Raw genomic sequence first — 13273 nt, 5'->3', positions numbered from 1 at the left:
GGCTCAGCGGCCCCGCGCCGCCCGTGCGTCCCCCGGATCCACGAGATCCACCAGCAGTGGCGGCGCGTGATCGCCCTCGACGGTCGTGAGCGACAGCACCGCGTGCCCCGGGGGCACCCCGTGCGCGAGTTCGGACGCCGACCAGCGTTCCCGCTCGACCTTGCGCACGGTCACCGCCTCCGTGGTCACCGCCTTGCCCGTCGCCAGCTTGCGCAGCGCGTGCATGGCGCGGGTCATCGGCTGGTCCGCGAAGACGGTGTGCTGGGCCACCTCCCGCGTCTCCACCCACTCGGTGCCCCAGGCGGCCGCGAACCTGCCGCCGTCCCAGGTGGTCACCCCGGACAGGGCGAGCCGGCAGCCGACCGCGCCGTACAGCGGACCGTGCAGGGCCTCGGGGACGTCGGCGACGGTGCGCAGCGCGAACACCACGCCCGCGTTCTGCGAGCGCAGCCCCTGCGTCCGGCGTACGGACCCGGCGGTGACCGCGCCGGTCGCATCGTCGAGGACGAGTCCGGCGAAGTGCGCCCGGCCGGTGTCGCGGACGACCGCGGCGAACTGGGCCAGCACGAGCCGGGTGATCAGCCGGGACGCCTCCTCGTGCCCGTGCTCGGGCAGGTCGATACGGACCCGCAGCGGATGGTGGGCCACCGCGCGCAGCGAGAACGGGCGGATCGTGTCGTCGCCCGCGCCGAAGAAGTCGGCGAAGGCGGGCCGGTCCAGCAGGGCGAGCCGGTCGGCGAGGGCCGGGGCCGGGTCGGCGGGGGTGCCGGCCTGTCGCAGCCGGGCGTCGAGCTCCCGGCGCATCGCGAGGTGCCGCTCGTCCGCCAGCGCCTGGCGCAGGGCCGCCAGCGCCGTGGGCTCCCCCTCCAGCAGTTCCCGCAGCACGGGCAGGGACGGGAACGCGCCGTGGGCCGCCCGGTACGGCCCGAGCAGCTGGGCCAGCGCCGTGGCGGCCCGCTGGGCACCCACGGTGTCGAGGTCGCCCGCCAGGGCCTCGGCGAGGAGGCCGGCGGCGTCGTCGGGATCGTCGGACTCGGCATAGGGGTCCAGGTCGTGGACGGACGCGGGGTCGCCGATCCGCACCACGACGTCGAACGCCGAGTCCGGGCCGAGCGGCGTCCCGGCCGCGCACACGGCGACCACGGCACACCGGCCGGTCAGCGCCTGGAGGGCGAGGGACTCGACCACGGGAGCGATCACGTGCCGGGTCTTGCCCGACCCCGACGGTCCGACGACGAGGAGCGAGGTGCCGAGCGTCTCCGGGCCGAGGGCCGCGCCCGCGCCGCCGTAGGCCGGCGGGGTGCGGTCGCCGCTCGCCCACCGTCCGATGCGCACCTGTCCCGCCAGCAGGTCGTGCCGGGCACCGCGGCCGGGCAGGTCGCGGGCGCCGGAGGGGTGGGTGAGGGCGGCGGCGCCCTGGCGCAGCACGGCGTCGGTGAAGGCCGCGAGCCGCGCCAGGCTCCTGGCCCGGGTCCAGGCGTGCGTGATCCGGGCGCAGTCCACGTCGTTCATCCGGCCGGCCTGCACCTCGGCGGTGAGGACGTCCGCCGCCTCGTGCTGCCCGGCGGCCCGCAGTTCGGGCCAGGAGGCCCGGGGCCCGTCGGGGGCCGGGGGCGGGAGCGGACCGTCCGGCGTGCGGCGGCGTGCGGCGAGCCAGGTCCGCAGCAGCGGCCACCAGCCGCCGACTCGGGCGAAAGGCCAGGTGAAGAGGAAGATCAAGGCGGCGTACACGCCGTAGACGAACATCACCGAGCTGAAGAGGCTGCCATCGCCCGTGATGGCGAAGGCGAGAGAGAAGATCGGGTCGACGATCGGAGCGGGGTCCCAGCCGACTCCGGGAAACGCATCCGGGAAGACGAAACTGAGCGTCACGAGAGCACCCAGAAGCGCGAGCAGAGCACGTACCGGCTGCCGCTTGCGCTCCAGGACGTAGCGGAAGGCCTGGGGCCAGCCGCCCAGCCGGCTCATGGCGTACACGAGCAGAACGAAGAACGCCCCCTTGTAGGCCAGCAGGGCATCCGGACCTCGCCCCTTGTCGGTGTTGGGAGCCACCATCGAGCCGCCCCACCACCAGTCGTCCGGGGTGAGGAGCCGCAGGAGGGACCACTGGTACGGAATCAGGCCCCGGTTCCAGAAGGACCACAAGATCATTCCGAGCACCGCCGGGATCAGCATGCCGACGACGGTGATCGGCGAGAGCCTCTCCGCGACCGCCGCCTTGGGCAGTCTGTAGCCGTACCGCCAGATACCCGGTCGGGCATCCGGGCGCGGCTCGTTGAACCAGTCGCCGACCGCCGGCCGGGCCTGCTGCGGAGCATGAGCCGGCTTTGCCGGCACCTCCGGCGGTCCGGCCGGGCGCGGCACAGGATTCGCATGCGTGCCCCGCGCGTCCCGCGTCCCGTCGCTGTCCATCGCCGTTGCCCCCTGACCAGCCGCTCCGTCCACCATCAGCGAGTCAATCTAACGCCCCCGCAAGGGGAGTTCACCGCTTACCCGGCCGGACCGCGGCAATGCCCCGGGGGCCTGCTATGTCCACGGCGGACAACCGGCGCCACGGAAAACGCCCACATGGAGCATGCCCACTCCGCCCTCCCCGTCCTAGCCTGCGAGAAAAGAGGTAAGCGTCCGAAAACGCCCGCCCGGATCCTCCGGTTTCGCAAGATCTTCAGGGAGCCCCCACATGACCGCACTTCCGCAGGAGCGCCGCGTCGTCACCGCCATCCCCGGCCCGAAGTCGCAGGAGCTTCAGGCTCGCCGACTGGCCGCGGTCGCGGCCGGCGTGGGTTCCACGCTCCCTGTCTTCACCGCCCGCGCGGGCGGCGGCATCATCGAGGACGTCGACGGCAACCGTCTCATCGACTTCGGCTCCGGCATCGCGGTGACCTCGGTCGGCGCCTCCGCCGAGGCCGTGGTGCGCCGCGCCTCCGCGCAGCTCGCCGACTTCACCCACACCTGCTTCATGGTCACGCCCTACGAGGGTTACGTGGCGGTCGCCGAGGCCCTCGCCGAGCTCACCCCGGGTGACCACGCCAAGAAGTCCGCGCTGTTCAACAGCGGCGCCGAGGCCGTCGAGAACGCCGTGAAGATCGCCCGCGCCTACACCAAGCGCCAGGCGGTCGTCGTGTTCGACCACGGCTACCACGGCCGTACGAACCTCACGATGGCCCTGACGGCGAAGAACATGCCGTACAAGAACGGCTTCGGCCCGTTCGCGCCCGAGGTCTACCGGGTGCCGGTGGCCTACGGCTACCGCTGGCTGACCGGCCCGGAGAACGCCGGCGCCGAGGCCTCCGCCCAGGCCATCGACATGATCAACAAGCAGATCGGCGCCGACAACGTCGCCGCGATCATCATCGAGCCGGTGCTCGGCGAGGGCGGCTTCATCGAGCCCGCCAAGGGCTTCCTGCCCGCCATCAGCAAGTTCGCCAAGGACAACGGCATCGTCTTCGTCGCGGACGAGATCCAGTCCGGCTTCTGCCGCACCGGTCAGTGGTTCGCGTGCGAGGACGAGGGCATCGTCCCGGACCTGATCACCACCGCCAAGGGCATCGCGGGCGGGCTGCCGCTCGCCGCCGTCACCGGCCGCGCCGAGATCATGGACGCCGCGCACGCCGGCGGCCTGGGCGGCACCTACGGTGGCAACCCGGTGGCCTGCGCGGGTGCGCTCGGCGCGATCGAGACGATGAAGGAGCTCGACCTCAACGCCAAGGCGAAGAACATCGAGGCGGTCATGAAGGCGCGCCTGACCGCCATGGCCGAGAAGTTCGACATCGTCGGCGACGTCCGCGGCCGTGGCGCGATGATCGCCATCGAGCTGGTCAAGGACCGCGCCACCAAGGAGCCCAACCCCGAGGCGGCCGCCGCGCTGGCCAAGGCCTGCCACCAGGAGGGCCTGCTGGTCCTGACCTGCGGCACCTACGGCAACGTGCTCCGCTTCCTGCCCCCGCTGGTCATCGGCGAGGACCTGCTCAACGAGGGCCTCGACATCATCGAGCAGGCCTTCACGCGCATCTGAGCCCACCTCCCGCGCGTCCGACGGGACGAAACGGCAGAGCGTGTGAAGAACGTGTGCGAGGTGGATGACAGGACCCGGTTCCGGCTGTCCCGGGGGGATCCCCTGCCGTAGGTTCTCCCGAGATGAGAGATACACCCTCACCCGCAGGGGACTGCGGGTGACATCGGGCCGGGGCCTCCCCAGCTTCGACCTGGTCGTGCCCTCGCGCACACACCCGGGGCCCCGGCCCCGGATTTCCTCACCGATCGGACAGCCGCTCGCCCCAGACCCCCCGGGGCGCGCGGCCTGCCGATCCGGTCGGCCGGCCCGGAACCACCCCCCCTTGTTCCGGGGCGGCCGACCTGCGTTCGGCCACCGGGCCGACACACGCCACCCGCACCGCCCCGCTCGCCTCCATGAGCGGGGCGGTGCGCGTCGTCGCTCGCCCCCCGTGGGCGGGGCGGTCCGCGTCGTCCCGGAGCCGCGGTGTTCCCGTGCTGCGCCTCGCACCTGGCAGGGTGGAGCCCATGCCGACCCGCCCGGACCCGCGGCCCGAGTGCGTTCCCGCGCCGCCGCCCGCCACAGGACCGCCCGCCGCCGCGACCCCGCCGACCGCCGCCGCACCGCCGAGCGGACGGCGGCCGCGCCCGCTCCTGCTGCTCGTTCCGGGGGTACCGACGCTCCTGTTCGCGCTCATCACCTGGCAGGTCCTCGTCGACGGTCCGCTGCTGCGGGTGGACGAGCAGGTCAGCGGCGCCCTGGTCCATCCCGACCGCCTCGGCGAGCTGCTCTCCGACCTCGGCGGCGTCCCGGCCGCGGTGCCCGTCCTGGCCCTGGTCGCGGCGTACGTCGCCCGCGCGGGCCGGGCCGCGGGAACACCGCGCTGGTGGCTGCCGCCGCTGGCCGCGGCCGTGCTGCTGGTCCTGGTCCCGGCGATCGTGGTCCCGTTCAAGGAGTGGACCGCCCGCCCGGGCACCCCGGCCGTGCCGCCCGCGGTCGGCTACTACCCCTCCGGCCACACCGCCACCGCCGCCGTCGCCTACGGCGCCGCGACCCTGCTGCTCCTGCCGCTGCTGCGCCCCGGCCCGGCCCGCCGCGCGCTGGTCTGCGGCTGCCTCGTCCTGGTGCTCGGGGTCGGCTACGGCCTGGTCCGGCGCGGCTACCACTGGCCGCTGGACGTCGTGGCGAGCTGGTGCCTGGGCACGGTGCTGCTCTTCGCGCTGTGGCGCTTCCTCCTCCGGCTGTCCTCGGGGAGCGCTCCCCGAGGACGCTAGCCGCCCTCCTCCATCGCCAGCCGCGCCGCCGCCTCGTGCATCGCCAGTTCCAGCAGGGCCGGGTCGGTGAGGGTGCCGGTGCCGTCCGGTGGGACCAGCCAGCGGACCTTGCCGGTGGACCTGCCCGGATGCGGCACGACGATCCAGCTCCCGGCGCCGACCGTACGGATGCCGGTGCCGAGCCAGCGGGCCGCCGTGCCGGGCGGCACCAGGAAGCCGACGCGGGCGTCGCCGAAGTCGGCCAGCACCGGACCCGGCTGGTCGAGGATGCGGGTGAGCACGTCGAGCGTCGGACAGCCGAGCCCGCCCGGCAGGATCAGTACGTCCCAGGCCCTGCCGGCCGGCAGCAACGCGACCCCGCGAGGATTGCGCTCCCACTCGAAGCGGCAGGCCTCGGGGTCGGGTGCGACGGATGCCAGCCAGTCGACGGCCGTCTTCGCACCGGTCATGAAAGGACCTCCCCGTGTCTCGTGGACGCTGTCGCGTCACGAGGGAGAGGGAGGTCCCCCGTCGGCATTACGCGGGTTGCGGTGCCCCGAAGGAGTGAACCCGGTCATACCCGCCGGCCGGACACCGGCCGTGCGGCGGCCCGCCGCACGGCCGGTGTCCGCCACGCGGTGGCCCGTCGTCGGGCTTTCGCCGGACGACTTTCGCCGGGCGGCGGGCCCACCACCGGTCAGCTGTCGAAGCCGAGTCCCAGCCGGTCCATCGTCTTCAGCCACAGGTTGCGCCGGCCGGCGTGCGCGTCGGCGCGGGCCAGCGACCACTTGGTGAGCGCGATCCCGGTCCAGGCGAACGGCTCGGGCGGGAACGGCAGCGGCTTCCTGCGGACCATCGCCAGCTCCGTGCGCTCGGTCCGCTCGCCCGCCAGCAGGTCCAGCATCACGTCCGCGCCGAACCGGGTCGCGCCGACGCCCAGGCCCGTGAAGCCGGCCGCGTAGGCGACCTTCCCCTGGTGGGCCGTGCCGAAGAAGGCCGAGAAGCGCGAGCAGGTGTCGATCGCGCCGCCCCACGCGTGGGTGAAGCGGACGCCCTCCAGCTGCGGGAAGCAGGTGAAGAAGTGCCCGGCGAGCTTGGCGTACGTCTCCGGCCGGTCCTCGTACTCGGCGCGGACCCGGCCGCCGTAGTGATGGATGGCGTCGTAGCCGCCCCACAGGATCCGGTTGTCCGCCGACAGGCGGAAGTAGTGGAACTGGTTGGCCGAGTCCCCGAGGCCCTGCCGGTTCTTCCAGCCGACCGACGCGAGCTGCGCGTCGGTCAGCGGCTCGGTCATCAGCGCGTAGTCGTAGACCGGCACGGTGTACGACCGTACCCGCTTGACCAGGCTCGGGAAGATGTTCGTGCCCAGCGCGACCCGGCGGGCGCGGACCTCACCGTACGGGGTGCTCACGGCCATGCCGGCGCCGTACGGCTTCAGAGTCAGGGCGGGGGTGTGCTCGTAGATCCGTACGCCCGACTCGACGCAGGCCTTCTTCAGGCCCCAGGCCAGCTTGGCCGGGTCGACCATGGCCACGCCCCGGCGGTCCCACAGGCCGGCCTGGAAGGTCGGCGAGGCGACCTGCTCGCGCACGGCGTCGGCGTCCAGGAACTCGATGCCGTCGGCGAGGCCCTTGCGCTCCAGCTCCGTGTACCAGTCGCGCAGCTCCCACGCCTGGTACGTCTCGGTGGCGACGTCGATCTCGCCGGTGCGCTCGAAGTCGCAGTCGAGGGAGTAGCGGGCGACCGCCTTCTCGATCTCGTCGAGGTTGCGGGCGCCCAGCTCCTCCAGCTTGTGGATCTCGTCCGGCCAGCGGGTGAGGCCGTTGGGCAGGCCGTGGGTGAGGGAGGCGGCACAGAAGCCGCCGTTGCGGCCCGAGGCGGCCCAGCCCACCTCACGGCCTTCCAGCAGCACCACGTCACGGTGCGGATCGCGTTCCTTGGCGATCAGCGCGGTCCACAGTCCGCTGTAGCCGCCGCCGACGACCAGCAGGTCGCACGTCTCGGGGCCGGTGAGCGCGGGCTCGGGGTGGGGCTTGCCGGGGTCTTCGAGCCAGTACGGGACCGGCTGTGCTTCGGAAAGAGACTTTGTCCACCGGGTCATGGCGCTTGGGGCCATGATTTCAACTCCCTACGAAGGGTCTGGCGAATTGGATTTCCTGGGAAGGCTTATGCCTTCTGCCTGTTGCGGCGGTTTCCGATGAGCATGGAAACCAGGACGAACAGTACGGCGAGCAGGAACATGGCCGTACCGATGACATTGATCTGGACGGGCGTGCCGCGCTGTGCCGAACCCCAGACGAACATGGGGAACGTGACGGTCGAACCCGCGTTGAAATTGGTGATGATGAAATCGTCGAAGGAGAGCGCGAAGGACAGCAGCGCGCCGGCGGCGATTCCGGGGGCCGCGATGGGCAGGGTGACCCGCAGGAACGTCTGCGCCGGTCCGGCGTAGAGGTCCTGGGCCGCCTGCTCCAGGCGCGGGTCCATCGACATCACGCGCGCCTTGACCGCGGTGACGACGAAGCTGAGGCAGAACATGATGTGGGCGATCAGGATCGTCCAGAAGCCGAGCTGGGCGCCCATGTTGAGGAACAGGGTGAGCAGCGAGGCGGCCATGACGACCTCGGGCATCGCCATCGGCAGGAAGATCAGCGAGTTCACCGCGCCGCGGGCGCGGAAGCGGTAGCGGACCAGCGCGAAGGCGATCATGGTGCCCAGGACGGTGGCGCCGACCGTCGCCCAGAAGGCGATCTGGAGGCTGAGCGAGAGCGAGCCGCACATGTCGGCGACGCCGCACGGATCCTTCCAGGCGTCCGTGGAGAACTGCTGCCACTGGTAGTTGAAGCGGCCCTTCGGTTTGTTGAAGGAGAACACCGTGACGACGATGTTCGGCAGCAGCAGATAGGAGAGCGTCAGCAGTCCCGCGATGACCACGAGATGGCGCTTGAGCCAGTTGACGAAGGGCATTTAGACCAGATCCTCCGTCCCGGACCTGCGGATGTAGAAGGTGACCATGGCGAGAATCGCGGCCATGAGGATGAAGGACAGCGCCGCGGCCGTCGGATAGTCGAGAATGCGCAGGAACTGCGTCTGGATGACGTTTCCGATCATGCGGGTGTCGGTGGAGCCGAGCAGTTCGGCGTTGACGTAGTCGCCGGCCGCCGGGATGAAGGTCAGCAGCGTGCCGGAGACCACACCGGGCATCGACAGCGGGAAGGTGACCTTGCGGAAGGTCGTGACCGGCTTGGCGTACAGGTCGCCCGCCGCCTCGTGCAGCCGTCCGTCGATGCGCTCCAGCGAGGTGTAGAGCGGCAGGATCATGAACGGCAGGAAGTTGTACGTCAGACCGCACACCACCGCCAGCGGGGTGGCCAGGACGCGGTCGCCGGCCGTCCAGCCGAGCCAGCTCGTGACGTCCAGGACGTGCAGCGTGTTCAGGGCGCCGACGACCGGGCCGCCGTCCGCGAGGATCGTCTTCCAGGCGAGGGTGCGGATCAGGAAGCTGGTGAAGAACGGCGCGATCACCAGGATCATGATCAGGTTGCGCCAGCGGCCCGCACGGAAGGCGATCAGGTACGCCAGCGGATAGCCCAGCACCAGGCACAGCACGGTGGCGGCGCCCGCGTAGAAGACCGACCGCAGGAACTGCGGCCAGTACTCGCTCAGCGCGTCCCAGTAGGTCGCGAAGTGCCAGGTGACCTTGTAGCCCTCTTCCAGGGAGCCCGTCTGCACGGACGTGGAGCCCTGGTAGATCATCGGCAGCGCGAAGAAGACGACGAGCCACAGGAGTCCGGGCAGCAGCAGCCAGTACGGGACGAGGCGGCCCCGCTTCTTCGGCGGCTTCCGGTCGGCCGGCGGCGCGAGGGGTGGCGCTTCTTCGGCCTCGGTGACGGTGGTGGTCATCAGGCGGCCTCCTCCTCGGCCGTCTCGACGCCCGCGGAGCCCGTCGTCCCAGCAAGCAGGGACTGGGCGGCGTCGAGGCCGAAGGTGTGCGCCGGGTTCCAGTGCAGGACGACCTCGGCGCCGGGCGCGAGCCGGGAGTCGCGGTCGATGTTCTGGACGTAGACCTCGAACTCGGGGCAGACGGGGCTGTCGATCACGTACTGCGTGGAGACCCCGATGAAGCTGGACTGCGCGATCCTGCCGGTGACGCGGTTGCGGCCGTCGGGTATCGCGTCCGCCTCGTCGGCGTGCACGAGGGAGATCTTCTCCGGGCGGACCCCGACGAGGACCTTGCCGCCGGTCGTCGTGGGCGCGGAACAGCGCGCCTCGGGCAGGACGAGCCTGCCGCCGCCGGCCTTCAGGACGATCTCGGCACCGGACTTGGCGTCGACCTCGGCCTCGATGAGGTTGGAGGTGCCGAGGAAGTTCGCGACGAACGTCGTCTGCGGGTTCTCGTAGAGGTCGGCGGGCGAGCCGAGCTGCTCGACCCGGCCCGCGTTCATCACCGCGACCGTGTCGGCCATGGTCATGGCCTCCTCCTGGTCGTGGGTGACGTGGACGAAGGTGATGCCCACCTCGGTCTGGATCCGCTTGAGCTCCAGCTGCATCTGGCGGCGCAGCTTGAGGTCGAGGGCGCCGAGCGGCTCGTCGAGCAGCAGCACCTTGGGGTGGTTGATGAGCGCGCGGGCGACCGCGACGCGCTGCTGCTGGCCGCCGGAGAGCTGGTGGGGTTTCTTGCGCGCCTGCTCGCCGAGCTGGACCAGGTCGAGCATCTCCTCGACCTGCTTCTTGACGCTCTTGATCCCGCGCCGGCGCAGACCGAAGGCGACGTTCTCGAAGATGTCCAGGTGCGGGAAGAGGGCGTACGACTGGAAGACGGTGTTCACCGGCCGCTTGTACGGCGGCAGGTGCGTCACCTCCTGGTCGCCGAGGTGCACGGTGCCGGAGGAAGGTTCCTCCAGACCGGCGATCATGCGCAGGGTGGTGGTCTTGCCGCAGCCCGAGGCGCCGAGCAGGGCGAAGAAGGAGCCCTGCGGCACGGTCAGGTCGAGCGGGTGCACGGCGGTGAAGGAGCCGTAGGTCTTGCTGATCCCGGTGAGGCGGACGTCGCCGCTGGTTTCTGTCGTCATCATCGTCACGCCCCTGTGAGCTTCGCGAACTTCTCTTCGTAGGCCGTCTCTTCCTTCTGGCTCAGCGCGCGGAAGGAGTGGGACCTGGCCTGCATGGCCTTGTCGGGGACGATCAGCGGGTTGTTCGCCGCGTCCTGGTCGATCTTGGCAAGGTAGGGCTTCACGCCTTCGACCGGAGTCGCGTAGTTGATGTACGCGGCGAGCGCGGCGGCCTGCTCCGGCTCGTAGTAGAAGTCGATCAGCCGCTCGGCGTTCGTCTTGTGACGCGCCTTGTTGGGCACCAGCAGGTTGTCGGTCGACGTCATGTAGCCGCTGTCGGGGATGACGAAGTCGACGTCCGGGCTGTCGTTCTTGAGCTGGACGATGTCGCCGGCCCAGGCCACACAGGCCGCGATGTCGCCCTTGGTCAGGTCGGACGTGTAGTCGTTGCCGGTGAAGCGGCGGATCTGGCCGTTGTCGACGGCCTTCTGGAGCCGGGCTATCGCCGCGTCGAAGTCGTCGTCGGTGAACTTCGCCGGGTCCTTGCCCATGTCCAGCAGGGTCATGCCCATGGTGTCGCGCATCTCGGACAGGAAGGAGACGCGGCCCTTGAGCTTGGGGTTGTCGAGGAGGTCGGAGACCGACTTCACCTCGATCCCGTCGAGCGCCTTCTTGTTGAAGGCGACGATGGTGGGGATGCCCTGCCACGGGTACGAGTAGGCGCGGCCCGGGTCCCAGTCGGGGTCGCGGAACTGCGGCGACAGGTTGGTGAAGGCGTGCGGCAGGTTCGAGGGGTCCAGCTTCTGCACCCAGCCCAGGCGGATCACGCGCGCGGCCAGCCAGTCCGTGAGGACGACGAGGTCGCGGCCGGTGTCCTGGCCCGCGGCGAGCTGCGGCTTGATCTTGGCGAAGAACTCGTTGTTGTCGTTGATGTCCTCGGTGTACTTGACCGAGATGCCGGTCCGTTTGCGGAACGTCTCCAGCGTCGGGTGGTGCTTGCCGCTGTCGTCGAGGTCGATGTACTCGGTCCAGTTGGAGAAGTTGAGGGTCTTCTCCTTGGCCGAGTGGTCCTCTGCCGAGGTGCCGCCCTGGGTCTTGCCGGCCGCGGGGATCCCGCAGCCGCTCAGCGCCCCGATTCCGCCGACCGCGAGCGCGCCGCCCGCGGAGGCGCGCAGCAGCGAGCGGCGGGTCATGGCTGCCCTGCCGTTGCGGAGGCTGCGCCGCATGGCGGCCGTCTGGGCCGGGGTCAGGCGGTCGGGCTCGTACTGCTCCATGCGCGTGGTGCCCTTTCGGGAGGATGGGCGGCCGCGGGTCAGGCGGCCTGGTTTCTCACTCGGCGGCGGTCGGACCTCTCGGGTGTCCGGCCGTCGCGTATCCGGCTACCGCCGGGCGGCGGTCACGGCCGGTCCCCGAAGACGGTGCGGTGCCAGTCCTTCCTGGCTACCGCGGTGTTGTCGAACATGACGTGCTTGACCTGGGTATATTCCTCGAACGAGTACGCGGACATGTCCTTGCCGAAGCCGGACTGCTTGTATCCGCCGTGCGGCATCTCACTGATGATCGGAATGTGGTCGTTGACCCACACGCAGCCCGCCTTGATCTCACGGGTGGCCCGGTTCGCCCGGTAGACGTCCCGGCTCCACGCCGAGGCGGCAAGGCCGTACGGGGTGTCGTTGGCCAACCGGAGGCCCTCATCATCACTGTCGAACGGCAGAACGACCAGTACCGGACCGAAGATCTCCGACTGGACGATCTCGCTGTCCTGCGCGGCGTCCGCGACAAGGGTGGGACGATAGTACGCGCCGTCCGCGAGATCCCCCTCGGGAGCCTCACCACCGGTGACCACGCGCGCGTAGGCGCGCGCCCGGTCGACGAACCCGGCGACGCGGTCGCGCTGGACGTGCGAGATCAGCGGACCGAGGTCGGTGCCGGGGGCGAACGGGTCGCCGAGCCGTACGGTCTCCATCAGTTCGGCCGTGCGCGCGACGAACGCCTCGTAGAGCGGACGCTGCACGTACGCGCGCGTGGCGGCGGTGCAGTCCTGGCCGGTGTTGATGAGGGCGCCCGCGACGGCGCCGTTGGCGGCGGCCTCCAGGTCGGCGTCGTCGAAGACGACGAAGGGGGCCTTGCCGCCCAGCTCCAGGTGGATCCGCTTGACGGTGGCCGTCGCGATCTCGGCGACCCGCTTGCCGACGGCGGTGGAACCGGTGAAGGAGGTCATGGCCACGTCGGGGTGGGCGACGAGGTGCTCGCCCGCTACCGGACCGGTGCCGGTGACGATGTTGACGACCCCGTCCGGCAGTCCGGCGTCGGTCGCCGCCTGGGCGAAGAGCAACGCGGTCAGCGGGGTGAGCTCGGCCGGTTTCAGCACGATGGTGTTGCCCGCGGCGATCGCCGGGAGGATCTTCCAGGCGGCCATCTGGAGCGGATAGTTCCAGGGCGCGATGGAGCCGACCACACCGATCGCCTCGCGGCGGACGTACGACGTGTGGTCGCCGGAGTACTCGCCCGCGGACTGCCCCTGGAGGTGCCGGGCGGCACCGGCGAAGAAGGCCGTGTTGTCGATGGTCCCCGGGACGTCGAACTCGCGGGTGAGCTTGAGCGGCTTGCCGCACTGGAGCGACTCGGCGCGCGCGAAGTCCTCGGCGCGCTCGGCGAGCACGGCGGCGAAGCGGTGCAGCGCCTCGGAGCGTTCCCCGGGCGTGGCGCCGGACCAGCCGGGGAACGCCTCGCGCGCGGCGGCGACGGCCGCGTCCACGTCGTCGGGCCCGGCCAGTTCGTAGGTGTAGACCTCCTCACCGGTGGCGGGGTCGACGACCGCGTGGGTGCGACCGGAGGTGCCCTTCGTCAGACGGCCGGCGATGAACTGCGCACCGTCCGCCAGACGTTCCTGGGCGGGAAACCGGTCCGGGGCGGCGTTGGCTGTGCCCGGGTTCTGCATGTCGCTCTCCTCCGCCGTCGGCCCGCTCGTACCG

The 13273-nt window shown here is 71.1% G+C and carries 10 protein-coding genes; 2 read left to right on the top strand and 8 right to left on the bottom strand.

What is annotated here, in order from left to right; translation table 11 throughout:
• Positions 1 to 3: 3 nt before the first annotated feature.
• Positions 4 to 2412 (bottom strand): ATP/GTP-binding protein, encoded by a 2409-nt coding sequence (locus tag ACWC24_RS08000; RefSeq protein ID WP_450661962.1) that lies wholly within the window; start codon positions 2410 to 2412, stop codon positions 4 to 6.
• 268 nt (positions 2413 to 2680) lie between these two features.
• Here ACWC24_RS08000 and gabT point away from each other — a divergent pair, with 268 nt between their 5' ends.
• Together gabT and ACWC24_RS07990 are read left to right on the top strand one after the other, a co-directional pair.
• A complete protein-coding gene (gabT, locus tag ACWC24_RS07995; protein ID WP_450661961.1) occupies positions 2681 to 4015 on the top strand; it encodes a 4-aminobutyrate--2-oxoglutarate transaminase in 1335 nt (444 codons plus the stop codon).
• Positions 4016 to 4521: 506 nt separating this feature from the next.
• Positions 4522 to 5268 carry a phosphatase PAP2 family protein gene (locus tag ACWC24_RS07990; RefSeq protein WP_450661960.1) on the top strand — a complete coding sequence of 249 codons (747 nt, stop codon included), beginning with the start codon at positions 4522 to 4524 and terminating at the stop codon, positions 5266 to 5268.
• Here the strand turns inward: ACWC24_RS07990 and ACWC24_RS07985 are convergent.
• The 7 genes from ACWC24_RS07985 to ACWC24_RS07955 all read right to left on the bottom strand — a co-directional run bounded on the left by ACWC24_RS07985 (position 5265) and on the right by ACWC24_RS07955 (position 13239).
• Complete coding sequence (locus ACWC24_RS07985) at positions 5265 to 5717, bottom strand: hypothetical protein (RefSeq protein WP_450661959.1); 453 nt, start codon at positions 5715 to 5717, stop codon at positions 5265 to 5267. The two genes, ACWC24_RS07990 and ACWC24_RS07985, sit on opposite strands and share 4 nt — an antisense overlap.
• A 227-nt stretch (positions 5718 to 5944) precedes the next feature.
• Positions 5945 to 7363, bottom strand: a complete 1419-nt coding sequence (locus ACWC24_RS07980; RefSeq protein WP_450661958.1) for an NAD(P)/FAD-dependent oxidoreductase — start codon at positions 7361 to 7363, stop codon at positions 5945 to 5947.
• Between the two features lie 50 nt (positions 7364 to 7413).
• A complete protein-coding gene (locus ACWC24_RS07975) occupies positions 7414 to 8214 on the bottom strand; it encodes an ABC transporter permease (protein ID WP_450661957.1) in 801 nt (266 codons plus the stop codon).
• On the bottom strand, positions 8215 to 9150 hold the full coding sequence (locus tag ACWC24_RS07970) for an ABC transporter permease (RefSeq protein WP_450661956.1): 936 nt from the start codon (positions 9148 to 9150) through the stop codon (positions 8215 to 8217).
• Positions 9150 to 10319, bottom strand: coding sequence for an ABC transporter ATP-binding protein (locus ACWC24_RS07965; RefSeq protein WP_450661984.1), 1170 nt, complete (start codon positions 10317 to 10319; stop codon positions 9150 to 9152). Before ACWC24_RS07965 ends, ACWC24_RS07970 begins: the two co-directional genes overlap by 1 nt.
• 5 nt (positions 10320 to 10324) lie before the next feature.
• The gene (locus tag ACWC24_RS07960; protein ID WP_450661955.1) at positions 10325 to 11572 is read right to left on the bottom strand and encodes an ABC transporter substrate-binding protein; all 1248 of its coding nucleotides are present in this window, start codon (positions 11570 to 11572) and stop codon (positions 10325 to 10327) included.
• A 122-nt stretch (positions 11573 to 11694) separates the two neighbouring features.
• On the bottom strand, positions 11695 to 13239 hold the full coding sequence (locus ACWC24_RS07955; protein ID WP_450661954.1) for a gamma-aminobutyraldehyde dehydrogenase: 1545 nt from the start codon (positions 13237 to 13239) through the stop codon (positions 11695 to 11697).
• Positions 13240 to 13273: the final 34 nt, after the last annotated feature.

It is taken from the genome of Streptomyces sp. NPDC001443, assembly GCF_053597355.1.
This window is presented reverse-complemented; position numbering and strand designations above follow the sequence as displayed.

Bases quoted from the DNA above. Each gene is read 5' to 3' on its own strand.
- ACWC24_RS08000 (WP_450661962.1), bottom strand. From the start codon at position 2,412: ATGGACAGCGACGGGACGCGGGACGCGCGGGGCACGCATGCGAATCCT.
- gabT (WP_450661961.1), top strand. From the start codon at position 2,681: ATGACCGCACTTCCGCAGGAGCGCCGCGTCGTCACCGCCATCCCCGGC.
- ACWC24_RS07990 (WP_450661960.1), top strand. From the start codon at position 4,522: ATGCCGACCCGCCCGGACCCGCGGCCCGAGTGCGTTCCCGCGCCGCCG.
- ACWC24_RS07985 (WP_450661959.1), bottom strand. From the start codon at position 5,717: ATGACCGGTGCGAAGACGGCCGTCGACTGGCTGGCATCCGTCGCACCC.
- ACWC24_RS07980 (WP_450661958.1), bottom strand. From the start codon at position 7,363: ATGGCCCCAAGCGCCATGACCCGGTGGACAAAGTCTCTTTCCGAAGCA.
- ACWC24_RS07975 (WP_450661957.1), bottom strand. From the start codon at position 8,214: ATGCCCTTCGTCAACTGGCTCAAGCGCCATCTCGTGGTCATCGCGGGA.
- ACWC24_RS07970 (WP_450661956.1), bottom strand. From the start codon at position 9,150: ATGACCACCACCGTCACCGAGGCCGAAGAAGCGCCACCCCTCGCGCCG.
- ACWC24_RS07965 (WP_450661984.1), bottom strand. From the start codon at position 10,319: ATGACGACAGAAACCAGCGGCGACGTCCGCCTCACCGGGATCAGCAAG.
- ACWC24_RS07960 (WP_450661955.1), bottom strand. From the start codon at position 11,572: ATGGAGCAGTACGAGCCCGACCGCCTGACCCCGGCCCAGACGGCCGCC.
- ACWC24_RS07955 (WP_450661954.1), bottom strand. From the start codon at position 13,239: ATGCAGAACCCGGGCACAGCCAACGCCGCCCCGGACCGGTTTCCCGCC.